Annotated in this window: 24 protein-coding genes; 9 read left to right on the top strand and 15 right to left on the bottom strand. The window is 72.2% G+C overall.

The genetic code is table 11. The annotated features are described in order from the left end of the window. Nucleotides 1-77 precede the first annotated feature (77 nt). On the top strand, nt 78-1,508 hold the full coding sequence (locus tag N5875_RS33395; protein WP_318206529.1) for a Gfo/Idh/MocA family oxidoreductase: 1,431 nt from the start codon (nt 78-80) through the stop codon (nt 1,506-1,508). A 61-nt stretch (nt 1,509-1,569) separates the two neighbouring features. Here N5875_RS33395 and N5875_RS33390 read toward each other — a convergent pair whose 3' ends face one another. After that, complete coding sequence (locus tag N5875_RS33390) at nt 1,570-3,186, bottom strand: peptide-N4-asparagine amidase (protein WP_318206530.1); 1,617 nt, start codon at nt 3,184-3,186, stop codon at nt 1,570-1,572. Nucleotides 3,187-3,379: 193 nt separating this feature from the next. Here N5875_RS33390 and N5875_RS33385 point away from each other — a divergent pair, with 193 nt between their 5' ends. Together N5875_RS33385 and N5875_RS33380 are read left to right on the top strand one after the other, a co-directional pair. Then, complete coding sequence (locus tag N5875_RS33385; RefSeq protein WP_338497936.1) at nt 3,380-5,188, top strand: ABC transporter ATP-binding protein; 1,809 nt, start codon at nt 3,380-3,382, stop codon at nt 5,186-5,188. Further along, nucleotides 5,185-6,966, top strand: a complete 1,782-nt coding sequence (locus N5875_RS33380) for an ABC transporter ATP-binding protein (protein WP_318206532.1) — start codon at nt 5,185-5,187, stop codon at nt 6,964-6,966. The genes N5875_RS33385 and N5875_RS33380 overlap by 4 nt, the downstream gene beginning before the upstream one ends. 72 nt (nt 6,967-7,038) lie before the next feature. Here N5875_RS33380 and N5875_RS33375 read toward each other — a convergent pair whose 3' ends face one another. Next, a complete protein-coding gene (locus N5875_RS33375) occupies nt 7,039-7,746 on the bottom strand; it encodes an NAD(P)H-binding protein (protein WP_318206533.1) in 708 nt (235 codons plus the stop codon). Nucleotides 7,747-7,868: 122 nt separating this feature from the next. Between N5875_RS33375 and N5875_RS33370 the strand changes: the two genes are divergently transcribed. Further along, entirely contained in the window at nt 7,869-8,615 is a 747-nt protein-coding gene (locus tag N5875_RS33370; RefSeq protein WP_318206534.1) for a TetR/AcrR family transcriptional regulator, read from the top strand. Here the strand turns inward: N5875_RS33370 and N5875_RS33365 are convergent, their stop codons facing one another. Then, entirely contained in the window at nt 8,616-9,407 is a 792-nt protein-coding gene (locus N5875_RS33365; RefSeq protein WP_318206535.1) for a metal-dependent hydrolase, read from the bottom strand. A gap of 70 nt (nt 9,408-9,477) precedes the next feature. Between N5875_RS33365 and N5875_RS33360 the strand changes: the two genes are divergently transcribed. Together N5875_RS33360 and N5875_RS33355 are read left to right on the top strand one after the other, a co-directional pair. Beyond that, entirely contained in the window at nt 9,478-12,051 is a 2,574-nt protein-coding gene (locus N5875_RS33360) for a DUF3516 domain-containing protein (RefSeq protein WP_318206536.1), read from the top strand. A 14-nt stretch (nt 12,052-12,065) separates the two neighbouring features. After that, complete coding sequence (locus tag N5875_RS33355) at nt 12,066-12,929, top strand: acyl-CoA thioesterase II (protein WP_318206537.1); 864 nt, start codon at nt 12,066-12,068, stop codon at nt 12,927-12,929. A gap of 80 nt (nt 12,930-13,009) precedes the next feature. Here N5875_RS33355 and N5875_RS33350 read toward each other — a convergent pair whose 3' ends face one another. Continuing rightward, entirely contained in the window at nt 13,010-14,080 is a 1,071-nt protein-coding gene (locus tag N5875_RS33350; protein WP_338497931.1) for an RNA ligase (ATP), read from the bottom strand. Nucleotides 14,081-14,402: 322 nt separating this feature from the next. Between N5875_RS33350 and N5875_RS33345 the strand changes: the two genes are divergently transcribed. Further along, nucleotides 14,403-14,630: a hypothetical protein gene (locus N5875_RS33345; RefSeq protein ID WP_338497928.1), complete on the top strand. Its 228-nt coding sequence runs from the start codon at nt 14,403-14,405 to the stop codon at nt 14,628-14,630. Here the strand turns inward: N5875_RS33345 and N5875_RS33340 are convergent. Then, a complete protein-coding gene (locus N5875_RS33340; RefSeq protein ID WP_318206540.1) occupies nt 14,616-14,843 on the bottom strand; it encodes a DUF6011 domain-containing protein in 228 nt (75 codons plus the stop codon). The genes N5875_RS33345 and N5875_RS33340 overlap by 15 nt on opposite strands. A gap of 55 nt (nt 14,844-14,898) precedes the next feature. Here N5875_RS33340 and N5875_RS33335 point away from each other — a divergent pair, with 55 nt between their 5' ends. Then, entirely contained in the window at nt 14,899-15,381 is a 483-nt protein-coding gene (locus N5875_RS33335) for a glutathione peroxidase (protein ID WP_318206541.1), read from the top strand. Next, nucleotides 15,374-16,156 carry a putative protein N(5)-glutamine methyltransferase gene (locus N5875_RS33330; protein WP_338497925.1) on the top strand — a complete coding sequence of 261 codons (783 nt, stop codon included), beginning with the start codon at nt 15,374-15,376 and terminating at the stop codon, nt 16,154-16,156. Before N5875_RS33335 ends, N5875_RS33330 begins: the two co-directional genes overlap by 8 nt. Before the next feature lie 55 nt (nt 16,157-16,211). Here the strand turns inward: N5875_RS33330 and N5875_RS33325 are convergent, their stop codons facing one another. From N5875_RS33325 to N5875_RS33280, 10 genes are read right to left on the bottom strand one after another with little or no spacing between them, the layout of a single operon-like run. Further along, nucleotides 16,212-17,015 (bottom strand): hypothetical protein, encoded by an 804-nt coding sequence (locus N5875_RS33325; protein ID WP_338497923.1) that lies wholly within the window; start codon nt 17,013-17,015, stop codon nt 16,212-16,214. A gap of 46 nt (nt 17,016-17,061) precedes the next feature. After that, nucleotides 17,062-17,604, bottom strand: coding sequence for a nuclear transport factor 2 family protein (locus tag N5875_RS33320; protein WP_318206544.1), 543 nt, complete (start codon nt 17,602-17,604; stop codon nt 17,062-17,064). Nucleotides 17,605-17,630: 26 nt separating this feature from the next. Beyond that, nucleotides 17,631-18,329 (bottom strand): hypothetical protein, encoded by a 699-nt coding sequence (locus tag N5875_RS33315; RefSeq protein ID WP_338497920.1) that lies wholly within the window; start codon nt 18,327-18,329, stop codon nt 17,631-17,633. After that, a complete protein-coding gene (locus N5875_RS33310) occupies nt 18,326-18,841 on the bottom strand; it encodes a hypothetical protein (protein ID WP_318206546.1) in 516 nt (171 codons plus the stop codon). The genes N5875_RS33315 and N5875_RS33310 overlap by 4 nt, the downstream gene beginning before the upstream one ends. Continuing rightward, on the bottom strand, nt 18,838-20,112 hold the full coding sequence (locus N5875_RS33305) for an MlaD family protein (protein ID WP_318206547.1): 1,275 nt from the start codon (nt 20,110-20,112) through the stop codon (nt 18,838-18,840). Before N5875_RS33305 ends, N5875_RS33310 begins: the two co-directional genes overlap by 4 nt. Then, a complete protein-coding gene (locus N5875_RS33300) occupies nt 20,109-21,317 on the bottom strand; it encodes an MCE family protein (RefSeq protein ID WP_338497916.1) in 1,209 nt (402 codons plus the stop codon). Before N5875_RS33300 ends, N5875_RS33305 begins: the two co-directional genes overlap by 4 nt. After that, a complete protein-coding gene (locus tag N5875_RS33295) occupies nt 21,314-22,393 on the bottom strand; it encodes an MCE family protein (protein ID WP_318207344.1) in 1,080 nt (359 codons plus the stop codon). Before N5875_RS33295 ends, N5875_RS33300 begins: the two co-directional genes overlap by 4 nt. Beyond that, complete coding sequence (locus tag N5875_RS33290; protein WP_318206549.1) at nt 22,393-23,439, bottom strand: MCE family protein; 1,047 nt, start codon at nt 23,437-23,439, stop codon at nt 22,393-22,395. The genes N5875_RS33295 and N5875_RS33290 overlap by 1 nt, the downstream gene beginning before the upstream one ends. Next, a complete protein-coding gene (locus N5875_RS33285; RefSeq protein WP_318206550.1) occupies nt 23,436-24,491 on the bottom strand; it encodes an MCE family protein in 1,056 nt (351 codons plus the stop codon). The genes N5875_RS33290 and N5875_RS33285 overlap by 4 nt, the downstream gene beginning before the upstream one ends. Further along, nucleotides 24,488-25,741 (bottom strand): MCE family protein, encoded by a 1,254-nt coding sequence (locus N5875_RS33280; RefSeq protein WP_318206551.1) that lies wholly within the window; start codon nt 25,739-25,741, stop codon nt 24,488-24,490. Before N5875_RS33280 ends, N5875_RS33285 begins: the two co-directional genes overlap by 4 nt. Nucleotide 25,742: the final 1 nt, after the last annotated feature.

Here is a 25,742-nt window from a genome sequence, read left to right as displayed (position 1 = left end):
GCGCACCATCGGTCACCGGGGCCAGGGTCCTGAGCGGGATTCATGAAACAGCCGTGCCCACAGCTCCGGGAGGTTCCATGAACGAGCAGTCACCGCACGAGCCGAGCCGCCGCAAGGTCCTCAGGACCACCGCCGCCGCGGCCGGGACGGGGCTCGGTATCGGCGCCCTCGGCGTCCCGTCCGCGCAGGCGGCGGCCCCGGCGGTCGCTCCGGCCGCCGCCCCCGCCGCCGAGTCACCCGCCGCGGCCGTGCCGAAGCGCCGCGGGGCCACCATGGCCGGGGTCCCCTTCGGGGGCCGGTCCACGGTCCGGGTCGGCATCGTCGGCTACGGCAACCGGGGCGCCAGCATGATCGGCCACTTCCTCTCGCTCCCCTGGGTCCGGGTGAACGCCGTCTGCGACCCCGTGCGCGACAAGGCCGAGCGGGCCGCCGCGGCGGTCGTCGCCGCCGGACAGCCCGCCCCCGCCGTCTACGCGAACGGCGAGAACGACTACGAGAAGCTCTGCGCCCGCACCGACCTCGACCTGGTGTACGTGGCCACCCCCTGGGAGACCCACTTCCCGATCGCCCGCGCGGCGATGCTGGGCGGCAAGCACGTCGGTGTGGAGTGTCCGGTCGCGATGCGGCTCGACGAGCTGTGGGAGCTCGTCGACCTGTCGGAGCAGACCCGCCGCCACTGCATGCAGCTGGAGAACTGCTGCTACGGCCGGAACGAGATGCGCGTGCTGCGGATGGCGCACGCCGGCAAGTTCGGCCGGCTCCTGCACGGAGCGGGGGCGTACAACCACGACCTGCGCGGTCTGATGTTCTCCCCGACGTACTACGAGGGCCCCTGGCGGCGACGCTGGCACACACAGCTGAAGGGCGACCTCTACCCCAACCACGGCTTCGGTCCCGTCGCCAACTACATGGACGTCAACCGCGGCGACCGGGCGGTGAGCATCAGCAGCTTCGGCACCCCGGCGCTCGGCCTCGCCGAGTACCGCGAGGAGCACATGCCGTCCGGCGACCCCAGCTGGAAGGAGACGTACATCGGGGCCGACCGGACGATCAGCGTGGTGCAGACGGCCAAGGGCCGGGTCATCCGGCTGGAGCACGACGTCTCCACCCCACACCCGTACAGCAGGATCAACAGCCTGGGCGGCACCCGGGGCGTCTTTGAGGACTATCCGGCCCGGGTCTACCTGGAGCCGGACCACAAGGACGACCAGTGGGCCGACTTCTCGGCGTACGCGGGAGAGTTCGACCACTGGCTGTGGAAGGAGCACGCCAACCCGCCGGGCGGACACGGCGGCATGGACTACATCATGGTCTACCGCCTGATGCAGTGCATGAAGCTCGGGCTGCCGCCGGACTTCGACGTGTACGACGCCGCCACCTGGACGGCGCCGGTGCCGCTGAGCCACGCCTCGATCAAGGCGAAGGGCGCGCCGCAGGAGATCCCCGACTTCACGCGCGGCGAGTGGCGTAAGGCCCGCTCGGGCGTGGACTCGGTGAAACCCGCCTGAGGGCGGGTCTCCCGGCGTACGGTGCCCGGCCTCCGCGTAGGGGGGCCGGGCACCGCCGTGTTCAGCAGCGCCGCAGGTCCTGGGTGACCGTGCCCTGAACGGTCGTCAGGCTCCGGTCGTAGCAGCCCTCGGAGCCGTACAGCCGATAGCGCTCGTTCGTGGTGCCGACCGCGTGCCGCTGGTCGCGCGGGACGCCGGTGGTGTACGTGGCGTCCCCGGTGTACGTGTCGTCGAGCCGCGACCAGGACAGGCGCCGTCCGTCGCGCACGACGCTGGTGTCGGCGCGGTCCCCGAGGGTGAGCACGGTCCGCAGCCGGTCGCCCGCGCCGATCGTGGTCTCGCCGTCCATGGTGTACGTCCGGTCGGCGCGGGTGACGGTCCGGCCGCTGGTCACGGTCTCGCGGTCGGTCCAGCGCGCGGTGAACGCGTCCGGGTTCTCCCCCTCGCCCCAGCGGTGCACGGAGGTGTGGGCGACGGTCCGGTCGACGGTGGTGGTGACCCGGCCGTGCGAGGTGTTCAGGTGTCCGGCGACGGTGAGCCGGTGGCCGGCGTCGGTGTCGACCCGGTGGAGGGACTCCCCGGTGCCCGGGGTGTGGACGGAGGAGTTGCGCGGGGTGGTCTCCTCGTGGCGGTCGAGGCCACCGGTGACGACCCGGCTGCCCTCGTCCTGCCAGAGGAGGACGTTCGTGGGGGTGGACCAGCCCGACTGGCCGGCCGGGACCCCGGCGACGGTGACCTCCACGCGGTGGGCGCGGCCGTCGTTGAGGACGGCGGCGAACGGGGTCAGGTCGTAGAGGATCGGCTGGACGTCGAAGGCACGCGGGCCGGGGGTGACGTACCAGAGGAAGGGGTTCGACCAGCCGCCGGTCCAGACCGTGGGGAACGGGGCGGCGATGCCGGCGAGGCGTCCGTCGACGGAGACGCGGACCTCCCGGTGGGGGCCGTCGGTGGCCCGGCACGAGTAGGGGGCGGCGTCGGGGACGGAGAGGTACCAGTACTCCTCGCAGCCGCCGCCGGAGCCGGTGGCGTACACCTCGGCGAGGACGCGTTCGGTGTTGCGCGGGGTGGTGAGGGTGGGGCCGGTGAGGGGGATCACCCGGTCGGGCGTACCGGTGGCGGGTTTCACGCGGCCCTGGGCGGTGTGGAAGGTGAGGGTGACGCGGACGTCGAGGACGCCGGTGTAGGTCTCGTTCACGACATTGCCGATGAGCATCTCGACGGCGCCGGGGCGGCTGAGGGTGTCGCGGTAGCGGGTGACGTCCTTCTCGACCGACCAGGTGATGCCGTCGGGCGAGGGCTGGGGCGTGGAGGTGCGGAGGATCTCCACGCCGCCGACGGAGAGGTACCCGAGGCGGTCGTACTGGCGGCCCTTGACACTGCCTTCGAGGCGCAGGACGACCTTGTTCCACCTGGTGCCGCATTCCTTCGGCGGGGTGTAACTCCCCTGGTAGGGGGTGAAGTCGCGGAACTGGGCGGCGGCGAGGGTCACCTCGCAGCTGCGGGTGCCGGGAGTCCCGACGGGCGGGACGGCGGTGACCGGGTCGTGCCAGTCGCTCGTGAACTCGGCCGGGGGCGTCGGGCCGTTCGGACCGTCGGCGGCGGCCGGGTGGGCGGTGAGGAGCGCGCCCGCGGCGAGCACCAGGCCGCTGAGCATGCTCATGATCTTGAGTGATCTCATGGGGCTGGAGTGAAGCGCGCTCGGCGCCGTGCGGTCCAGAGGACGATGAGCGGACATGGCGCGATCTGTTCCCTCCCTGCGGAAAATCGATTGCCGCCCCGGGGGGAAAACGCGAACCTTGCACGGCTTCCTCCGCCGTCGCACACCCTCGGCGCGCGTTCCCCCAGACGAGACCCGGAGACCCTGGGACGCCATGCAGATTCGAGATCTTCCCTACGCCGACCCAGGGGTCCCCGATGTCCGCTCGGGCACCCGGTTCCTCGTCTGGCTCGGCCGCAACCAGCTCGGCGGGCAGCTGAAGGCCCTCGCCTGGGGGCTGCTCCTCCAGCTGGGCATCGCCGGACTGCCGCTCGGCGTCGGCGTCGCCGTGCAGGCGGTCGTCGACCGCGACGGCGGGCGACTCGCCCTCGGCGGAGGCATCCTCGTGGTCTGCGGGCTCGCGATCGCGGTCGGCGACACGATGCTGCACCGCACCGCCGTCACCAACTGGATCACCGCCGCCGCCCGGGTCCAGCAGCTCCTCTCCCGCAAGACCGCCGAGCTGGGCTCCATCCTCACCCGGAGGGTCGCCGCGGGAGAGGTCGTATCCGTTTCGACGGGCGACGTGGAGAAGATCGGATGGTTCGTCGAGGCGATGTCCCGGTTCGCCGCCGCCGCCGTCTCCCTGGTGATCGTCTGCGTGGCCCTCGTCGTCTACCAGCCCGCCCTGGGCATCGTCGTCGCCCTCGGCGTCCCCGTCCTCGCCCTCGCCGTGCTGCCGCTGCTCCCCCGCGCCACCCGCCGGGCGGACATCCAGCGCGAGAAGGCGGGCAAGGCCACCGAGCTCGCCTCCGACACCGTCGCCGGGCTCCGCGTGCTGCGCGGCATCGGCGGCGAGGAGCTGTTCCTCGGCCGCTACCGCGCCGCCTCCCAGGAGGTCCGCAGGGCAGCCGTGCACAGCGCGCGCATGTGGGCGCTGATCGCCGCGATCCAGGTCGTCCTGCCCGGCATCCTGCTCATCGTCGTCGTGGCGTACGGGGCGCGGCTCGCGCTCGACGGCCGCATCACGGTCGGCGAACTCGTCACCGTCTACGGCGCCGTGGCCCTCACCCATCATCCGATGCGGAACTTCGAGGAGATCGCCATGGCCTACTCCTTCTCGCGGCCGTCCGCGAAGCGGGCCGCCCGGGTCCTCTCGCTGACCCGCACGACGACCACCACCGGCGAGACGGGCGAGGAGCGCAAGGCGACCGGTGACCTGTACGACCCGCTGACCGGGCTGCTCGCCCCGGCCGGCCGGTTCACCGCCGTCGTCTGCGGTGACCCGGACGTGGCCGGGCGGCTCGCGGACCGGCTCGGCGGCCACCCGGCCGAACCCGACGCGGACCACACCTCGGTCCTGCTCGGCGGGATCCCGCTGGACGAACTGCCGCTGGAGAGCGCCCGTACGGCCGTCCTCGTCCAGGACAAGGACCCGGTCCTGCTCTCGGGCACCCTCCGGGACCTCCTCGACGTGCCCTCGTCGGGGGCGGTCCGGGCCGAGGACGCGCTGGCCGCCGCCCAGTGCGGCGACGTCCTCGACGCACTCGCCCAGGCGTCCGTCGGCACCGACGGGGACCCGATGCGGACCCGGATCACCGAGCGGGGCCGGTCGCTCTCCGGCGGCCAGCGCCAACGGCTGGCGCTCGCCCGTTCGCTGGCCACCGACCCGGAGGTGCTCGTCCTGGACGAGCCGACCTCGGCGGTCGACTCGCACACCGAGTCCCGGGTGGCCGAGGGGATCGCCCGGCTGCGCGAGGGCGGGACGACCGTGGTCCTCGCCTCCTCGCCGCTGCTCCTGGACCGCGCCGACCGGGTGGTCCTGGTCCACGAGGGGCAGGCGGTCGCCGTCGGCACCCACCGCGAACTCCTCGCCGCGGAACCCCGCTACCGGGCGGTCGTCACCCGCGAGACCGACGAGGAACTCGCCGCGTCGGCGCCTCGCGTCGGCGAACTCGAAGCACTGGAAGGGGAATCGGCATGATCGGCCTGGCGCCACCGGAGTACGACCCGGCGGCCCCCACGACGGCGACGACGCTGCCCGTCGCGGCCGGCGCGTCCGTGAAGATCTACGTACGGGGGCTCCTGCGTCGCCATCGCCGGGCGTTCGCGCTGCTCATCGGGGTGAACGCGGTCGCCGTGATCGCCTCGATGGCCGGCCCGTACCTGCTCGGTTCGGTGGTGGACGAACTGTCCGCCGGGGCCCGTGACCTCCATCTGGAGCGGACGGTCGCGCTGTTCGCGGTCGCCCTGCTCGTCCAGACGGTCTTCGTGCGGCTCGTCCGGCTGCGGGGGGCGATGCTCGGCGAGGAGATGCTCGCCGATCTGCGGGAGGACTTCCTGGTCCGCTCGGTCGGCCTGCCGCCGGGCGTCCTCGAACGGGCCGGGACCGGTGATCTGCTCTCCCGCATCACCACGGACGTCGACCGGCTCGCCAACGCGATGCGCGAGGCCGTGCCCCAGCTGGCCATCGGCGTCGTCTGGGTGGGTCTGCTGCTCGGCGGCCTCGCGGTCACCGCGCCCCCGCTCGCGCTCGCGGCCCTCCTCGCGACCCCGGTCCTCGTCGTGGGCACCCGCTGGTACTTCAAGCGGGCGCCCTCCGCGTACCGCTCGGAGTCCGCGGGGTACGCGGCGGTGGCCGCCGCCCTCGCGGAGACGGTCGACGCGGGCCGCACAGTGGAGGCCCACCGGCTGGGCGCGCGGCGCGTCGCCCTCTCCGACCGGCGCGTCTCGGAATGGGTGGCGTGGGAGAGGTACACGCTGTTCCTGCGCTCGGTGCTGTTCCCGGTCGTCACGATCACGCACACGACGGTGCTGTGCGGCGTACTCCTCCTCGGCGGGGTCTTCGTCTTCCAGGGCTGGATCGACGTCGGGCAGCTGACGACGGGCGCGCTGCTCGCCCAGATGCTGGTGGACCCGATCGGCATCGTGCTGCGCTGGTACGACGAACTCCAGGTCGCGCAGGTGTCCCTGGCCCGGCTCGTCGGCGTCCGCGACATCGAGCCGGACGCGGGCGACACGGAGGTACGGCCGGAGGGCCGGGCGGTCCGGGCGGACGACGTCCGGTTCGGCTACCGCGAGGGCGTCGACGTCCTGCACGAGGTGTCCCTGAAGGTGGCGCCCGGCACCCGGCTCGCCCTGGTCGGCCCGTCCGGCGCCGGCAAGTCCACCCTCGGCCGCCTCCTCGCGGGCATCTACGCCCCGAGGACCGGCTCGGTCACGCTCGGTTCGGCCGAGCTGGCGCGGATGCCCGCCGAGCGGGTCCGTGAGCACGTGGCCCTGGTCAACCAGGAGCACCACGTCTTCGTGGGCTCGCTCCGGGACAATCTGCTCCTGGCCAGGACGGGGGCCACGGACACCGAGCTGTGGGCGGCGCTCACGGCGGTGGACGCGGAGGTCTGGGCACGGGGGCTCGACGAGGGTCTGGACACGGAGGTCGGCTCGGGCGGCCGTTCGCTGACCCCGGCACAGGCCCAGCAGATCGCCCTGGCCCGGCTCGTCCTCGCGGACCCGCACACGCTGGTCCTGGACGAGGCGACCTCGCTGCTCGACCCGCGCGCGGCCCGCCATCTGGAACGGTCCCTCGGCCGGGTCCTGGACGGGCGGACGGTGGTGGCCATCGCGCACCGGCTGCACACCGCGCACGACGCCGATCTGATCGCGGTGGTCGAGTCGGGCCGGATCAGCGAGCTCGGCAGCCACGCGGAACTCGTCGCGGCGGACGGGGCGTACGCGGCGCTGTGGAGGTCGTGGCACGGGTGATACCCGAGGGAAGCGGGCCAGGCCGGGGAGTCGTGCGACGCCCCGGCCCGGCCCGCTTCCACCGGCTCCTGATCAGTAGCCGATGGTGAAACGGCGCTGGACGAAGCGCGGCAGCTCCGCCTCGTCGACGAGGGCCACGGCCGCGTCCTCCGCCGAGACGCGGCTGCGCCCCTCGGCGTCGCGGACCGGCTGGTCCTCGCCGATGCGGAAGCGGCCGGTGCGCTCGCCGGGGGCGATGTCCTCGGCGGGGCTGAAGTAGGTCCAGCGGCGGTTGGAGGTGCGCAGCACGTTCAGGGCGTCGCGGTGGCCGCGTACCGCCGCCGCATAGGCGCGGGGCAGACCCACCTCGTCGAGGGTCGTGTGGAGCCGTTCCTCCGCGTCGGCGAGCACGACGCCGGGCTCGATCTCCAGGCTGCCCGCGCCGCCGATCACGATGAGCCGGGTCCTCGGGTGGCTTTCGAGGGCCTTGAGCAGGGCGCGGGCGGCGGTGGCGTAGACCCCGGCGTCGGCGATCGAGCGCCGGACGGTCTCCGCCATGTCCTGGGCGGCGTTTCCGGGCTGGAAGGCGCTGATGAGGACGTCGAGTCCGGGCAGGACGGCGGCGATGCCGGCCGGGTCGAGGACGTCGAGGCTCGCCCAGGTGATGTTCTCGCGGGTCTCCCGCGCCGCCGCCCCCGTGGCGTCGCGGCTGAAGGCCCTGATGTGGTGCCCGCGCTCCAGGGCCTCCGCGACGACGCGGCTGCCGATGGTTCCGGTGGCTCCGACGACTCCGACGTGCATGGCTCTCCCCTGTGCTCGCATCTTCGACACGCCACGACGTGACGCCGTGTCGAAACTATACGCCGTGAAGTACACGGCGTGCAGTTTCCAAACGGCCACCAAGACAGGGATAGGCTGCCACCATGACCGGGACATCAGGAACGACGACGGGGACGGCTCCGGCCGGGCGAGGCCGCCGTGAGCGGCTGAGGGCCGAGACCACCGCCGAGATCAAGGACACGGCTCTCCGTCTGATGGCCTCGGGCGGTCCCGACGCCATCACCCTGCGGGCCATCGCCCGCGAGATGGGAATGACGGCCAACGCGATCTACGGCTACTTCGCCACCCGCGACGACCTGGTCACCACGCTCATCGACGACGTGTACTCCGCGCTCGCCGACGCCGTGGACGCGGCCTGGGCGCACGCCCCCGCCGAGGGCCCCGCCGCCCAAATCCTCGCCTGGGCCCGCGCCTTCCGCACATGGGCACTGGCCAACCCCGAGGGCTTCCGGCTCGTGTACGGCGACCCCGTGCCGGGCTACCGGGCGCCGGAGGAAGGGCCCGCGCCGGACGCGGCCCGCCGGGTCTGCACCGGCCTCGCCGGACTCGCCGCGGCGGCCTGGCCGTACGCCGAACCGCTCTACCGGGACAGCGCGTTCACCTGGGACGACTTCGACGCCGGGCTGCTCGACAAGGTGCGCCCGGCCTTCCCCGGCCTGCCGCCGGCCGGTGTCGCCCTCGCGCTACGGCTCTGGGGGCATCTGCACGGACTCGTCGCTCTGGAGGTGTACGGGCATCTGGGCCGCCAGACCACGAGCCCGGACAAGCTGTTCCAGGAGGAGCTGAACCGGCTCGTGACGACACTCGGTGTACCGAAGACCAGCGGCTGACTAGAAGAAACCGAGCGCCGAGGCCCCGCCCACCCCGCCGAGCACCATGAACGCGGGCATCAGGACCTTCAGCTCGACCCAGCTGCCGGCCCGGAAGCGCAGGCCCTTCGGCGGGCCGATCGGGTACCAGCGCTTCCGGCCGACCGGGATGGGCCACAGGATCGGGCAGCCGGAGACGGTGAGCGCGTCGCCGATGTCGTGGACGAGGGCGCCGAGCACGATCGGGAGCCCGAGCCACAGGTACTCCTGGCCGGGGCCGGTGAAGAACCAGTCCGCGCCGTTGCCCGGCTTGTCGAGGACGCCCGCCAGGATCCACGCGCTGGTCGCGCCGAGCAGCCAGACCAGGACGTCGCTGGACATCCGGGCGGCCCGCCACAGCAGGCCTTCCACGGCGAGCACCAGGTGCACGAAGAGGATCGCGAGCACCGCCCACCGGCCGCCGGTGACCGCCGCGACGGAGGCACCGCCGCCGATCAGGACCGCCCAGAGCCAGGTGTGGGTGAGGGTCCGGTGACCGCCCGACCTACGGGGGTCGGCCGAGGAGCGGGTCGCCTTGTAGACGGCGTACGACAGCTTGTCAACGATCTCGCACAGGCCCTTGGAGACCGGTCCGAAGGCCCGCGAGATGGTCGCCGACTTGTGGTCCAGGTCGGGGGCGAGGGCCGCGCCCGCGCAGATGAGCGCGCCGACGACGAGAACCGGCCACGGCATCGGGCGGTCGAAGGCCGCCGCGGCCGCTCCGACACCCAGCCAGGCCGCCGCTCCGGACAGCGAGTGCGCCGGTCCCATCATGGTTGGCCCGCCCCGTTTCTCCCCTGCCGGCGCTCAGTTGACGACCGGTCGACGGACGAGCCTATCGTCCGTGATCTTCGAACCGGTGGCCGGTTCCCTCATCCGAGCGGAATCCAGGCAAGATGGGGGCGTGACCCTTATCGATCAGCTGCCGCCGACCGCCGACCCCGACGCCCTCTTCGAGGCCTTCTCCTCCTGGGCCGAGGACCGGGGCATCACGCTCTACCCGGCCCAGGAAGAGGCGCTGATCGAGGTCGTCTCCGGGGCCAACGTGATCCTTTCCACGCCCACCGGATCGGGAAAGTCGCTGGTCGCGGCGGCTGCCCACTTCACCGCGCTCGCGAACGACCAGGTGACCTTCTACACCGCGCCGATCAAGGCCCTGGTGTCGGAGAAGTTCTTCGACCTGTGCAAGATCTTCGGCACCGAGAACGTCGGCATGCTGACCGGCGACGCCTCCGTGAACGCGGACGCGCCGGTGATCTGCTGTACGGCCGAGGTGCTGGCGTCGATCGCGCTGCGGGACGGCAAGTACGCGGACATCGGCCAGGTCGTCATGGACGAGTTCCACTTCTACGCCGAGCAGGACCGCGGCTGGGCGTGGCAGATCCCGATCCTGGAACTCCCCCAGGCACAGTTCGTCCTCATGTCGGCGACGCTCGGTGACGTCTCGATGTTCGAGAAGGACCTGACCCGGCGCACGGGCAAGCCGACCTCGGTGGTCCGCTCGGCGACCCGGCCGGTGCCGCTCTCGTACGAGTACCGGCTGACCCCGATCACGGACACCCTGACGGAACTCCTGGAGACCAAGCAGGCGCCCGTCTACATCGTGCACTTCACGCAGGCGCAGGCCGTCGAGCGCGCGCAGTCGCTGATGAGCATCAACATGTGCACGCGCGAGGAGAAGGACAAGATCGCCGAGCTGATCGGCAACTTCCGCTTCACCACCAAGTTCGGCCAGAACCTCTCGCGTTACGTCCGCCACGGCATCGGCGTGCACCACGCGGGGATGCTGCCGAAGTACCGGCGGCTCGTCGAGAAGCTGGCGCAGGCCGGCCTCCTCAAGGTGATCTGCGGGACGGACACCCTCGGAGTCGGCGTGAACGTGCCGATCCGCACGGTGCTCTTCACCGCCCTCACCAAGTACGACGGCAACCGGGTGCGGACCCTGCGCGCGCGTGAGTTCCACCAGATCGCCGGCCGCGCCGGCCGGGCCGGCTTCGACACCGCCGGCCTGGTCGTCGCCCAGGCCCCCGAGCACGTCATCGAGAACGAGAAGGCGCTCGCCAAGGCCGGCGACGACCCGAAGAAGCGCCGCAAGGTGGTCCGCAAGAAGGCGCCCGAGGGCTTCGTCGCCTGGAGCGACACCACCTTCGACCGGCTCATCGACGCCGAACCCGAGCCGCTGACCTCGCGCTTCAAGGTCACCAACATCATGCTGCTCTCGGTGATCGCCCGCCCGGGCAACGCCTTCGACGCGATGCGCAAGCTCCTGGAGGACAACCACGAGCCGCGCAAGGCTCAGCTGCGCCACATCCGCCGGGCCATCGCGATCTACCGCTCCCTGCTCGACGGCGGTGTCGTCGAGCAGCTGGACACGCCGGACGCCGAGGGCCGCACGATCCGCCTGACGGTCGATCTCCAGCAGGACTTCGCGCTGAACCAGCCGCTGTCGACGTTCGCGCTCGCCGCCTTCGACCTGCTCGACCCGGAGTCACCCTCGTACGCCCTGGACATGGTCTCCGTCGTCGAGTCCACGCTCGACGACCCGCGCCAGATCCTCGCCGCCATGCAGAACAAGGCGCGCGGCGAGGCGGTCGGGGAGATGAAGCGCGACGGCGTCGAGTACGAGGAGCGGATGGAGCGGCTCCAGGACATCTCGTACCCGAAGCCGCTGGAGGAGCTGCTCTGGCACGCGTACAACGTCTACCGGAAGTCCCACCCGTGGGTCGGCGACCACCCGGTGTCGCCGAAGTCGGTCATCCGTGACATGTACGAGCGGGCGCTGACCTTCACCGAGTTCACCTCCTGGTACGAGCTGGCGCGGACCGAGGGCATCGTCCTGCGGTACCTCGCCAGCGCGTACAAGGCGCTCGACCACACCATCCCGGACGACCTCAAGACCGAGGACCTGGAGGACCTGATCGCCTGGCTGGGCGAGATGGTGCGCCAGGTGGACTCCTCGCTGCTCGACGAGTGGGAGCAGCTCGCCAACCCGGAGATCCAGACCGCCGAGGAGGCCCAGGAGAAGGCCGACCAGGTCAAGCCGGTCACGGCCAACGCCCGCGCCTTCCGGGTCCTGGTGCGCAACGCGATGTTCCGCCGGGTGGAGCTCGCGGCCCTCGACAACGTCGACGCGCTCGGCGAGATGGACGCCGAGGCCGGCTGGGACGCGGACGCCTGGGGCGAGGCGATGGACGCGTACTGGGACGAGTACGACGACCTCGGTACGGGCCCGGACGCGCGCGGCCCGAAGCTGCTCGCCATCGAGGAGGACGCGGCCCACGGACTGTGGCGCGTCCGGCAGACCTTCGCCGATCCGAACAACGACCATGACTGGGGCATCAGCGCGGAGGTGGATCTCGCGGCCTCCGACGAGGAGGGCCGCGCGGTCGTCCGCGTGACGTCCGTCGGACAGCTGTAGAGGAGAGACCTGACGTGACCAATCCCGCCGAGAGGCTCGTCGATCTGCTCGACCTGGAGCAGATCGAGGTCAACATCTTCCGTGGGCGGAGCCCGCAGGAGTCGCTGCAGCGGGTCTTCGGCGGGCAGGTCGCCGGACAGGCCCTCGTCGCGGCCGGCCGCACCACCGAGGGCGACCGGCCGGTGCACTCGCTGCACGCCTACTTCCTGCGGCCGGGGCGGCCCGGGGTGCCGATCGTCTACCAGGTGGAGCGGGTGCGGGACGGCCGGTCCTTCACGACCCGACGGGTCACGGCGATCCAGGAGGGCCGGACGATCTTCAACCTCACGGCCTCCTTCCACAAGCCGGAGGAGGGCGCCTTCGAGCACCAGCTGCCGCCGCGGCACCTGACGGACCCGGAGAGCCTGCCGAACCTGGCGGACGAGATCCGCGAGCATCTCGGCGCGCTGCCGGAGGCGCTGGAGAGGATGGCTCGCCGGCAGCCCTTCGACATCCGGTACGTGGACCGGCTGCGCTGGACCCAGGACGAGGTCAAGGGCGCGGATCCGCGCAGCGCGGTGTGGATGCGGGCCGTGGGGCCGCTCGGCGACGACCCGCTGATCCACACCTGCGCCCTGACCTACGCCTCGGACATGACGCTCCTCGACGCCGTACGCATCCCCATCGAGCCGCTCTGGGGCCCGCGGGGCTTCGACATGGCGTCCCTGGACCACGCGATGTGGTTCCACCGGCCGTTCCGCGCGGACGAGTGGTTCCTGTACGACCAGGAGTCCCCGATCGCCACGGGCGGGCGGGGACTCGCGCGGGGCCGGATCTACGACCGCGAGGGGCAGCTCCTGGTGTCGGTGGTCCAGGAGGGCCTGTTCAGGAAGCTCTGAGCCGGGCGCCGAGCGCCGGGCGGGACCGGCCGGGCCACGACCGTCCCGGCCCAGCCCGGCCCCGCCCCGCCCCGCCCCGGTCACTCGTACTCGGTGCCGCCCTTCCGCGTCAGGTAGGCCGGGCTGACCGCCTTGGCGATGGCCCGGCCGCCGACGACCGGGCTGTACCGCTCGGTCGCGGGCCGGATCACGACGCCCTCCCGCAGGTGCGTCTCCCGTCCCGAGACGGTCTCCCGACCGCTCGCGTGGGCGAGGACCGTGTCCAGGTCGTACGGGCCGGAGTACAGCCGCGGTACGAGCGGGACCTCGCCGGACTCCAGGACCTCGGCCGGGTCCAGCCACTCCACCCGGCCGTCGATCTCGGCCGACACGTCGAACAGCGCGTAGCCGACGGTCTCGGAGCGGGCGTCGGCGCCGTAGGCCAGGTCCTGCACCCCGGAGCCGTAGACCTCGCCGAAGAAGCCGACCCGGCGGGCGCCGAGACGTTTCGCCAGGCGCTCGGCGACGGCGGGCAGGCCGTGGCCGTGGACGGCGCGCCAGTACAGATTGCGCGGGTCCTCCTGGAGGGCCAGGCCCTTCGATCCGAAGCCCTTCGACGAGACCTGGACGCGTCCCTCCTCGGCGAGGTAGGTCAGCAGGCAGGCCGAACCGTGGAGCTTCTCCGTCAGGACGACGGGCTCCCCGGGCTCGAAGATCTCCGGGTAGCGCTGGAGGTTCTCGATGTCGACCCACGGCAGCAGGTCCGGCGCGACCTCCACGTCACCGCTCATGGTCGGCGGTATCGGCGGCACCCACTTGGTGATCCCCAGCGTCTCCGCGAAGTCGGTCCGCTCGGCCGCCGCAAGGGCCAGGTCGGCGCCGGCGAGCGCGCCCGGCCGGCAGACGATGCCCTGCGACAGCTCCCCGCGCAGCCGCACGGCCTTCACCCGGTCCGACTTCCCACCGGCGAGTCGCCCGGTGAGCCCCAGCTCCTCGACGAGCGCGGCGGGCAGCACGGCCTGCTCCGGGATGTACACGGCGGCGTCCCCCGTCCGGTACGCGCCTTTGGCTACGACGGCCCGATAGAGGCCGACCTGCGCCAGCTCCAGGGCGTCGGCGTTCGGGTGGGGATGGACGGTCAGGACTTCGGCGGTGACGCGCAGGGTCGACATCTCAGGACTCCGGGTGCTCGGGTTTCTCGGCTTGGACTCTCATCGCCGGCCAACCCTGCCGGGCGGGAATCGGCTGGGCCATCGATTTGCGGCCTGGTAGCGTCGTGATCTTCGCCGGGCGGTGTCCCGTCGGAGTCACGTCAGGCCCCCCTCATGACCTCTGCAGTCCCCTCCCCCGCCCTCGCCCTCGCCTCCGCGCTCCGTCGCGTCGAGACGGTATTCGGTGGCATGACAGCACCCGCCGAGGGGTGTCTGCGCTGCTACACGGAGGACGAACTGGCGCTGCTCGCGGTGCCACGGGCCCCACAGTCCGGCGGCTTTCGTGGAGTCATGGATCGAGCTGCTGCTCCGGGACGACGGTACGAGCCTCCTCGGCTGGGAGGACGAATCACTCCTGCCCGAACTCCAGGCCTGGCCGGCCGAGCACGCCGTGGACCGCCTCGCAGGGCATCCCGATCCACTGCTCGCGCGGAAGACTGCGCTGCTCGCGCTCGAGCACGGGGAGCGGTGGGTGGCGCACTCCGAGATGATCGCCTCAGCCGGAGGCTGACGGGTCCATGCCCGGGAGGGTGTCCTGGTCCACCTCGTGGCGGCGGGTGCGGATGTCGGGGGCCGGCGGATGGAGTTTGGCGTCACACGTCGGGCCCAGGCCGGTGCGGCGGGACTCCGCCCCGGTCAGCGGGCGGCCGCAGAGTCGGCACAGGACCCGGCGGGGCCCCTCCGGTGCGGAATCGATCGAGATTGCCAGTGGTTCGTCTCCCATGTTGAGATCAAACCCCATTGTTGAGATCAGATCCCATCCCGACGAGGAGCCGTCCATGAGCCTGTACGACATCCCGCTGAAGAGCCTGACCGGCGAGCCCGTCTCCCTCGCCGACTACCGGGACCGCGCGGTCCTGGTCGTGAACGTCGCCTCCAAGTGCGGCCTGACCCCGCAGTACGAGGGCCTGGAGAAGCTGCAGAAGGAGTACGGCGACCGCGGCTTCACCGTGCTCGGTGTGCCCTGCAACCAGTTCGCGGGGCAGGAGCCCGGCAGCGCCGAGGAGATCCGGACCTTCTGCTCGACGACGTACGGCGTCTCCTTCCCGCTCCTGGAGAAGATCGACGTCAACGGCGAGGCCCGCCACCCGCTCTACACGGAGCTGGTGAAGGTCGCCGACGCCGAGGGCGAGGCCGGTGACGTCCAGTGGAACTTCGAGAAGTTCCTGATCGGCCGCGACGGCCGCGTCACGCGCTTCCGTCCGCGCACCGAGCCGGACGCCCTCGAGATCGTCTCCGCGATCGAGGCGCAGCTTGTCTGACGTCCTGAGCGGCGCGGGGGTCGTCGAGCGGCTGCGGGCCGCGGGCTGTGTCTTCGCCGAGGAAGAGGCGGAGATGCTGCTCGCGGCCGCGGCCGGGCCCGCGGAACTCGACCTGCTGGTCGAGCGGCGGGCCTCGGGCCTGCCCTTGGAGCACGTCGTGGGCTGGGCCGAGTTCGCCGGGCTGCGCATCGAGGTGGACGGCGGGGTGTTCGTACCCCGGCGGCGTACGGAGTTCCTGATCGAGCACGCGGTGGAACTGGCCCGGCCGGGCGCCGTCTGCGTCGACCTGTGCTGCGGCTCCGGCGCGGCGGGCGCGGTCCTGCTCGACCGGGTCGAGGGTGCGGAGGTGCACGCCTCGGACATCGAGCCGGCGGCGGTGCGCTGCGCCCGGCGGAACGTCGAACCGCGCGGCGGCCGGGTCTACGAGGGCGACCTCTTCGCCCCGCTGCCCCCCGAGCTGCGGGGCCGGATCGAGGTCCTGGTCGCCAACGTGCCGTACGTCCCGACCGGGGACATCGGGCTGCTGCCCCCGGAAGCCCGCGACCACGAGCCGCTCGTCACGCTCGACGGCGGCCCTGACGGCCTCGACGTGCTGCGTCGGGTCGCCGCCGAGGCGCCGGAATGGCTGGCACCGGGCGGCCGGCTGCTGGTCGAGACGAGCGAGCGGCAGGCCGAGCGGGCGGTGGACGCGGTCTCCGCGTGCGGTCTGGAGGCACGGGTCCTGAGCTGCGAGGAGCGGTACGCGACCGTGCTCGTCGCCACCCGGGCGGGGTGACGGGGCTCCACCCACCGCCGGACCCCCGACGTCGGCGGATCACCGGCACAGGGGCTCAGCGGCCGAACGTGTCGATGTTCTCCACGAGCCAGCGGCCGTCGCGGCGCACGACGTCCACGGCGAACATCGCGCCCGCGTAGACACCCTGGTCCTTGGCCGTCGCCTTGCCCTTGCCCTTGGCCTTGCCCTGCGCCGGCTGACCGGCCGTGCTCACGCTGCTCTGGTCGGCGTAGACCAGGACGCGGGCACGGTCGCCGTCGATCCGCTCGACCGCGCTGTCGGTGACCGTCGTGGTGATCACCGTCTTCTGCTGGGCCGCCTTGGCGAGCACCGCTCCGAGCAGCGTCCGGTGCTGATCGACGGCCTTGCCCGTGAGGAGCGTCTTCCCGGCCCGTTCGAAGGGGGCGGTGTCGGCGTGGTCGTACGAGAAGAGCGCGGCGACGGCGGCGCCCGTCTGCCCCTTGATCTCACTGGTGCGGGCGAGGTCCGTGAGGGCGGTGTTGCCGCGCGCGGGGTCGTCGCGGAGCTCGCCCGCCCTGCTGGAGGCCCAGCCGGCGAAGCCACCGAGCAGGAGCGTCAGGACGCACAGGACAGCGAGGGGGACGCGACCGGCCTTCTCGCGGCCCGCCTTCTCGCGGCCCGCCTTCTCGCGGCCCGCCTTCTCGCGGCCGGCCCGCTCGCCGCCGGTCTTTTCGCGGACCCTCGTCTCCCCCTTCGGCTCCGCGGCCGTTTCCCGTCCGGACTTCTCCGCCGTGAGCACGCCCGCGGGCGTGCGGGACCTGCCGCCGGGTGCCGGCTGGTCGGCGAGGGCGGCCTGGCGGCGGCGCTGGCGGTTGAGGTGGTGGCGGGGCGTCGGCATCGTGCGTGTCCTTTCGGGTGCGGGCGGCGGTCGCGGAACGGCCCGGTCAGCCGGCCGCCGTGCCGCCCACGGGGGCCTGGCCCAGCGCACTGAGCTTCCAGTGGCCGTCGGTGCGGGTGAGTTCGCCGAGCATGCGGCTGTCCTTGTCCGTGCTCTTGCTGTCGGGCGTCGTGACGGTGATGCGCAGGGCGACGAGCAACCGGGCCCGCCCCGCCCGGTCGTCCAGTTCCGTGACGGCGCCGGACAGCACCCGGGCGGTGGTCACCGTCCTCGCGGACCTCACCTGACCGGTGAACTCCTCGCGGCCCTCCACCAGTTGCTTGTGCAGCTCACCGGTCGTGGAGGACTCCCAGAGGTCGAGCCCCTGTTCCACCCGCTTGTGGTCCAGCGTGTTGAGGTTCTGCACGGCCTGCTCCCCGGCCGCGAGCGCCTCGTCGCGTTGCACGGCGTACGCGGCGGAGTCGTCGTGGGCGGCGGCGTACCAGTCCCGGCCGGCCCAGGCCGCGGAGACGCCCGCGCCGAGGGCGAGCACGAGGGCCACGGCCAGGGCCGGGCGGATGCCCGCCGGGGTGCGGACCGGGCGTGTCATGGGGTGCTCCCGTCTCCCGCTCATGCTCAGCGGGCCTTGATGTCGACGATCAGCCACCGGTCTCCCTGGAACTTCGCGGTGACGGTGAGCTGGGCCGCGGCGGACGTGGCGGTCGCCTCGTCCTGACGCGACTTGTCCTGACGCGACTTGTCCTGACCCGACTTGTCCTGACCCGACTTGTCCTGACGCGCCTTGTCCTGGCTCGCGTTGTCCCGGCGCGAGGTCTGGTCGAGGAAGACGAGAAGGCGCGCGCTGTCCCCGTCGAGCTCGATCACGCCGGTGCGGACGGTCTGCGTACTGAGGGTGATCCGCTGCTCGACGAGCTTCGCGCGGACCTGGGCGAACAGCTCGGTGTACTGACGGGCGGCGCGTCCGGCGAGGACGGTTCCGGCGGAGCGCTCGACGCCGTCGTCGCTCGCGGGCGTGTAGGAGAAGATCCGGGCGAGACCCTCGCCGACGTCGCCGCCGACGCGGGTGGTGGCCGCGGGGTCGGTGAGCGCGTGGTTGCGCGCGGAGGGGGTGGTCCGGAGCTGGTGGGCTCCGTAGAAGAAACCGCTCCCGGCGAGGAGGAGGACGACGACGGCCGCGGCCAGGGCGGCCCGCTGCCAGGTGACGGGGAAGGGGCGGGCGGAGTCGTCCGCGGGGACCTCCGCGTCCCCGTCCGTGACCGCCGTCTCGCCCTCGTCCGAGGCCTCCGTCGTCGTGCTGCGCAAGAGTCGCGTCATTCGTCCTCGCTCTCCTCGGCTCCGGCCACGGGGACCGCGCTCAGGGCCGCGACCCTCCAGGTGTCCTCGCCGGTGCGCGTCAGGACGGCCTCCAGACGCTTGCGGTCGGTGGTCGCGGCGCCGCCTCCGCGCGGGGTGACGTCGACGCGGACGGTCGCGATGAGCTTCGCCGTACCGGCTCTCGCGTCGAGCGCGGTGAGGGCGGCCTCGGTGACCGTGGCGCGCGCCGAGGCACCCACCGCGGGTGCGGTGCGTCCCAGTTCGGTGCGGAGCGGTCCGGTGGACGCGTCGCGCCAGGCCCGGATGCCCGCTTCGGCGTGCTCGCGGGTCGAGGCGTCGAGGGTGTTGAGGACGGTGAGGCGGTCCCGGCCCTCGGCGAGTGCCGTGTCCCGCTCTCGGCTGAAGGCGAGGCCCTCGTCGGTGCGGGCCTGCGCGTAGGTCCAGGCGCCGGTTCCACAGAAGCCCAGGGCGACGAGGAGGGCGCCGGCGCCGAGGATCCGGCCCCGCCTCATCGGGTGCTCCCGGTGTTCAGGCCGAGGAGCCCGGCCATGTCCGTCGGCCCGCCGTTCTGGCCGGGGAGCGCGAGCGCGCCGGGCAGTGCCTGCCGCGTGTCCGGCGTGGTGCGCGCGCTGCCCGAGGGCAGGGAGCCGGGCCGGGCCGGTACGGGGACGGGGCCGCCCTTCGGCGCGTGCGCCGAGCCGCGTACGTTGACCCCGGCCGCGGCGGAGCCCGTACAGGCGGCGCCGGTGTTGAGCGCGGGGGCGGTGCCCAGGTCGAGGCCGTTGCGGTAGCGCGTGGCACCGTATCCCGTGGTGCAGGGCAGTGGCTTGAAGAAGGTGACGGCCATGCCGAAGTTCATGCGGCCTCCTTCGACGGCGGTGGCTCCGGCCGAGACGGCCGCCGGGTATTTCACGAACAGTTCCTCCATGCCGCGCTGCCGGGTGACGGCGATCTCCGAGGTGGTCAGGAGGTTGGCGAGGACGACGCTCAGACTCGGGTCGAGATCGCGCAGGAGACCGCTGACCTGGCCGGTCGCGTCGGGGGCGACCGCCAGGAGGCGGCGCAGGTCCCTGTCGGAGCCCTTGAGGGTGGTGGCCAGGGTGCGCGCGCCGGTGGCGAAGTCCCGGATGGCGCGGCTCTCCTCGGCCTGGGTGCGCAGGACGACCTCGCCGTCGTTGATGAGCCGGGTGGTGGCCGGCAGCGACGTGTCGGCAGCCTGGACGAACCGGCTGCCGCTGTCGAGGAGGACCTGGAGGTCGTCGCCGTGTCCCTGGAAGGCCTTGCCCAGTTCGTCGACGACGGTGCGCAGGGATTCCAGGGGTACGGAGCCGGTGAGGTCGTTCATGCTCGCGAGCACGTCGGTGACCGGCGCCGGTACCTGGGTGTCGGACTGTTCGATGCGGGCGCCGTCGGCGAGGAAGGGGCCGTCGTCGCTCTCGGGGCGCAGGTCGATGTACTGCTCGCCGACGGCGGAGAGTCCGGCGACCACGGCCCGCGCGTCGGCGGGGATCCTCGGGGCGGACTTCTTGATGCGCAGTTCGGCCACGACGCCGTCGGCGGTGAGACCGATGTCGCCGACCCGTCCCACGGAGACGCCCCGGTAGGTGACGTCGGAGTGGGTGAACAGGCCTCCCGTACGGGCGAGATGGACCCGGACGGTGTAGTGGTCGGCGACGCCGGCGTAGCGGCCGAGGTCGGCGTAGCGGACGCCGACGAAGCCGAGGACGAGGACGGCGATGACGAGGAAGGCGAGGTTCTTCAGCCGTACGGTACGGGTGATCACCGGCTCTCGCCTCCGTCCTTCGGCGGGGTGGCCGGGGGCAGCGGCAGGGGCGGGTTCGGGCTCGGGATCCCGCCGCTCGATCCGGTTCCCCGGCGGGCGGCCGGGCCCGGGTCGGTCGGGGTGGGCGTGGGAGTGGGCGTGGGCTCGGTCCTGGGGATCAGTGGCGGGATCACCTGGGTTCCCGGGGCGGCGGCGAGGTGCAGATAGGTGTTGAGGTAGTCGCCCTTGACGCCGCGCAGCACCTCGTCGGTGAAGGGGTACGTGAGCAGTACCTGGAGCGATTCGGGCAGGTCGGCACCGGCGTCCGCGAGTGCCGTGAGGGTGGGCGCGAGGGCCTTGAGGTCGGCGACCATGTCCTTCTTGCTCGCGTCGATGGTGGAGACGGCGACCCCGGACAGGGTGTCCAGGGCGCGCAGCATGGTCAGCAGGGAACCCCGCTGGTTCTCCAGCGTCTTCAGGCCGGGCGAGAGCCCGGTGAGGACGGTGTCGACGTCCTTCTTGCGGCCGGCAAGGGTGGCGGAGAGCCGGTTGAGGCCGTCGAGGGCGCGGGTGATGTCGCCGCGGTGGGCGTCCAGGGTGGTCACGAGGGTGTTGACCCGTCTGAGCATGGAGCGGACTTCGGGTTCGCGTCCGCCGAGCGCGGCGTTGAGTTCGCGGGTGATGGTCTTGAGCTGGTTGACGCCGCCGCCGTTGAGGAGCAGGGACAGTGCGCCGAACACCTCCTCGACCTCGGTGTTGCGGCTGGTGCGGGCGAGCGGGATGACGCTGCCGTCGGTGAGCCGTCCGCCGGCGTCCTTCGGCGGGGCGACGAGCTGGATGTACTTCTCGCCCAGAAGGCTCGACTGTTCCAGGCGGGCGCCGGCGTCGGCGGGCAGCCGGACGTCGCCGTTGATCTTCAGGGTGACGCGGGCGGACCAGGTGTCGGTCCCGAGTTCGATGGCGGTGACGCGGCCGACGGCGACGTCGTTGACCTTGACCGCGGACTGCGGCACGAGGCTGAGGACGTCGTCGAGTTCGGCGGTGACCGTGTAGGGGTGGGGGCCGAGGTCGGCGCCGCCGGGCAGGGGCAGGTCCTCGATGCCGTCGAAGCGGAAGGGGTTGCCGGGGAGCCCGCCGAGGACGACGGCGAGGCCGAGGCCGACCGCGATCACGCCGACGGCGCCTGCTCCGGCGGCCCGCCGGGAGGGCAGGGCGGGGCGTCTCACCGCTCCCCCTCTCCGGTGGCCGGGGAGGCGGTGCCCGTGGGTGTGGGGCCGCCGGCCCCGGCGGAGCCGCCGGTCGACGCACCGCCGCCGGTCACCGGCAGCGGGAGCAGCGGTCCGCCCATGCTGATCTCGTTGAGGTTGGCGCGGCCGTCGAGGGTGCGGGTGTCCTTGTTGTACGCGTTGACGACGTTGCCGGCGGCGAGCGGGGCGACGTCGAGGGCTTCGGCGAGGGAGGCGCGCTGGTCGACGAGGGCCTGGGTGAGGGGGACGAGCCGGTCGACGTTCTTCTTCAGTTCGCCGCGGTTGTCCTTGATGAACGCCTTGACCTGGACGAGGGCCTTGCCGAGTTCCTTGAGGGCGGCGGCGAGGTCGTCCTTGTTCTCCGCGAAGTAGCCGACGACCTCGTCGAGTCGTTCCTGCGCGGTGCGGACGTCGCCGTCCTTGTCCTTGAGCATGGTGGTGAAGGTCTGGAGCCGGCCGAGGGTGGTGAAGAGGTCCTCGCTGCTGCCGTCGAGGGTCTTGGCGGCCTTGCCGAACTCCTTGATGGAGGTGCCGATGGACGTGCCGTTGCCCTTGAGGTTCTTCGCGCCGGTGTCGAGGAGTTCGGAGAGGGCGCCGGTGGAGTTGGCGCCGTTCGGTCCGAGTGCCCGGCTCAGCTCGGTGATCGAGTCGTAGAGCTGGTCGATCTCGACGGGGGTGCGGTTGCGGGCGGCGGGCAGTTCGGCGCCGTCGGCGAGGGTGGGGCCGGTGCTGTACGCGGGGGTGAGCTGTACGTACCGGTCGGCGACGATGCTCGGGGCGACGACGAGGGCCCGGGCGTCGGCGGGGACGCGTACGCCCTCGTCGAGGAGGAGCCGGACGCGTACCCGGGTGCCCTGTGGCTCCACGGACTCGACCTCTCCGACCCGTACGCCGAGGACGCGCAGGTCGGAGCCCGCGTAGATGCCGACCGTCCGGTCGAACCAGGCGGTGACCCTGGTGCCTTCGTCGTCGAGGACGCGGACGGCCACGAGTCCGCAGGCGGCGAGCAGCACGAGGGCGAGCCCGGCGACGAGGGGTTTTCTGGGTTTGGTCATCATTCACCGCTCCCCTTGGCCGTCGCCTTCTGTTGCGGCGGCAGGCATCCGGTCGTGGGCTGCGAGGCTTCGGGCAGATAGGTACGGGGCACGACGCCGCACAGGTAGCTGTCGAACCAGCGGCCGCTGCCGAGGGTGTTGCCGACGAGCCGGTAGTACGGGCCGATCAGGGCGAGTGTCTTGTCGAGTTGGCCGCTGTTCTTCTCCAGGACCGCGGTGACCCGGCTGAGGGCCTTGAGGGTGGGGCCGAGCTGGCGGTCGTTGTCGCTGACGACGCCGCTGAGTTCGGTGCCGAGCGCCCTGCTGCCCTTGAGGAGGGCGCGGATGGCGTCGCGGCGCTTCTGGAGTTCGCCGAGCAGGGAACCGCCGTCCTCGATGAGGGTCTCGAAGCTGGACTTCTTGTTCGCCAGGGTCGTGGTGAACTTCCTGCTGTTCTCCAGGAGCCGGGCGAGTTCGGTGTCGCGCTTGGAGACGGACTTCGACAGTTCGGAGAGGCCGGTGGCGGCGTTGCGGACGTGCGGAGGTGAGTTCTTGAAGGTGTCGGAGATCGTCTCGAAGCTCTCCGCGAGCCGGGCGGTGTCGATGGCGTCGACGGTGCCGCTGAGGTCCTCGAAGGCCTGGGTGACGTCGTACGGGGAGGTGGTGCGCGACTGCGGGATGCGGGTTCCCGGGGCCTGCCGGCCGGAGCCCAGCGGGTCGAGCGCCAGGTACTTCTCGCCGAGCAGGGTCTTGATGGCGATGGCGGCGGTGGACCGGTCGCCGACCCAGGCGTCGCCGACCTCGAACGTCACCTTGACCTTGGCTCCGTCGAGGGCGACCTCGGTGACCTTGCCGACCTTGACTCCGGCGATGCGTACCTCGTCGCCGGCGTCGAGTCCGGCGGCCTCGGAGAAGTCGGCGCTGTAGGTGGTGTCGTCACCGACGAGGGGCAGCCGTTCCACGTTGAACGCCAGGGCGGCGACCAGGGCGAGGAACAGCAGTCCGGCGACGGCGACGGCGACGGGGTTGCGCTCCTTGACCGGCTTGAGCCGGGGGCGGGGGCTCATCCGCGGCACCTCGGTTCGGTCACGGCGATCCCGGTCGGCGGCTTCGAGCCGTCGGAGGTTCCCACGCCGGTCACGCGCGCCTCGCAGAGGTAGAGGTTGAACCACGATCCGTACGAGGACAGCCGGGCCAGGGCGGTCATCTTGGCGGGGGTGCGGGCGAGGAAGGCCTCGATGGCGGGGGTGTGTGCGCCGAGGGTGCCGGAGAGCCGGCCGAGTTCGCGGATGTCCTTCTTGAGGGGGGCCCGCGCCTCCTGGAAGAGCCCGGCGGTCGTGGTGGTGAGGGCGCCGATGGCCTGGACCGCCTCGCCGAGGGGTTTGCGGTCGGTGTTGAAGCCGGTGACGAGTTTCTGGAGGGTGACGACGAGGTCGTCGAAGGCGGCCTCGCGGTTGTTGAGGGTGGTGAGGACGGTGTTGAGGTGGGTGACGACCTGGCCGATGACCTTGTCCTTGGCCGCGACCGTCCTGGTCAGGGAGCCGATGTGGCGCAGCAGGCTGTCGACGGTTCCGCTCTCGCCCTGGAGGACCTGCACGAGCGATCCGGCGAGGTCGTTGACGTCGGCGGGCGAGAGGCCCTCGAAGAGCGGCCTGAATCCGTTGAACAGCAGGGTCAGGTCGAGGGCGGGCGTGGTGCGGTCGAGCGGGATGGTGTCCCCGTCCCGCAGGGTGCCGGTCAGGTCGCCGCTGCCGCGGCCGAGGGAGACGTAGCGCTGCCCGACCATGTTGAGGTACTTCACGGCGGCGGTCGCCGAGCGGGGCACGGAGCGGTCCTCGCGGACCGAGAAGGTGACCTGGGCCGTGCGCCGTTCGACGACGCGTACGTCGGTGACCTCGCCGACCTTCACTCCGGCGATGCGCACGGAGTCGCCCTTGACGAGCCCGGTGACGTCGGTGAACAGCGCCTTGTAGGAGCGGGTGGCGGAGCCGACCCCGGTGTTGGCGATGCTGAGGCCGAGGACGGTGGTGGCCAGTGCGGTGACCAGGACGAACACGAGGGACTTCAGGAGCGTTCCGGTCAGTCCGCGCCTGCGGGTGTGGGTGGGCCGCGTCGTCATCGGAGGGTCACCTCCGCGCCGCGGAACGCCGGGCCGACCAGCGTGCTGCTCCAGTCCGGGAGGTCGCCGGGCCGCTTCTTCGCCCCGGGGGCGAGGAGTTCGTTGACGAGGTCGTTCTCCTGCGGGGAGTTGGCGGGTCCGAGGTTCTGGTCGGCCGCGGCGGACGCCCGTGCGGCGGGTGCGACCGGGATGCCGAGGTAGGGCACGGGGTAGCAGCGCGGGCCGCCGCCGGAGCCGTACGACGGTGTGTCACGGCCGGGGACGTACGCGCCGCGCGAGGGCACGGTGGTGACGTCGACGTGCAGTCCCGGCTGGTCGGTGCCCTTGCCGAGGGCCTTGTCCATGGCGGGGACGAACTGGGCGAGGGTGCGCAGGGTGCAGGGGAAGGACGGCGCGTACTCGGCGAGCAGTTGCAGGGTGGGACGGCTGGTGGCGCTGAGCCGGATGATGTTGTTCTTGTTCTGGCGCAGGAAGGCGGTCAGGTCCTGGGCCGTCCTGGTGGTGGAGCCGAGGGTGCCGGCGAGGTCGGCCTCCTTCTCGGCGAGGGTGCCGCTGGTGGTGGTGAAGTCGGTGAGCGCCGTGACGATGTCCGGGGCGGCGTCGGCGTAGAGGTGGCTGACCTTCACGAGTTCTTTCAGGTCGCGGGTGAGGGCGGGCAGGTGGGGGTTGAACTCGCGGAGGTGGGCGTCGAGCCGGGTGAGGGTGTCACCGAGCTTGTCGCCGCGGCCCTCCAGGGCCTGGGAGACGGCCGACAGGGTCGCCGACAGCTTCTGCGGCTGGACGGCGGTGAGCAGGGGCAGGACGTTGTCGAGGACCTGCTGGAGTTCGACGGCGTTGCTGGAGCGGTCCTCCGGGATGACGGCGCCGGGGCCCAGCGGCTCGGCCGTGGAGCCGCCGGGCGGTACGAGGGCGACGAACCGTTCGCCGAAGAGGGTCGTGGGCAGCATCTGGGCGCGGACGTCGGAGGGCACGTGGCGGAGGGTTCCGGGCCGCATGGCGAGGGTGAGGCGGGCTCCGCCGTCGGTGGCGTCGATGGCGCGGACCTCGCCGATGACGACGCCGCGGAGTTTCACCTCGGCGCCGAGGTGCATCTCGTTGCCGACGCTGCCGGTCTCGACGACGATCGGGTCGGAGTCGGTGAACTTCTTGTCGTAGACGGCGACCGCGAGCCAGGCGAGCAGGGCGGGCACCAGGAGGAAGACCACGCCGGCGAACCGGCGGCGCAGGGTCTCGGCACGTGAGTCGCTCATC

Source organism: Streptomyces sp. SJL17-4 (genome assembly GCF_036826855.1).
In the GTDB taxonomy this organism is placed as follows: Bacteria; Actinomycetota; Actinomycetes; order Streptomycetales; family Streptomycetaceae; genus Streptomyces.
The sequence above is the reverse complement of the archived record's forward strand: the minus strand, read 5'-3'. Positions and strand labels throughout refer to the sequence as shown.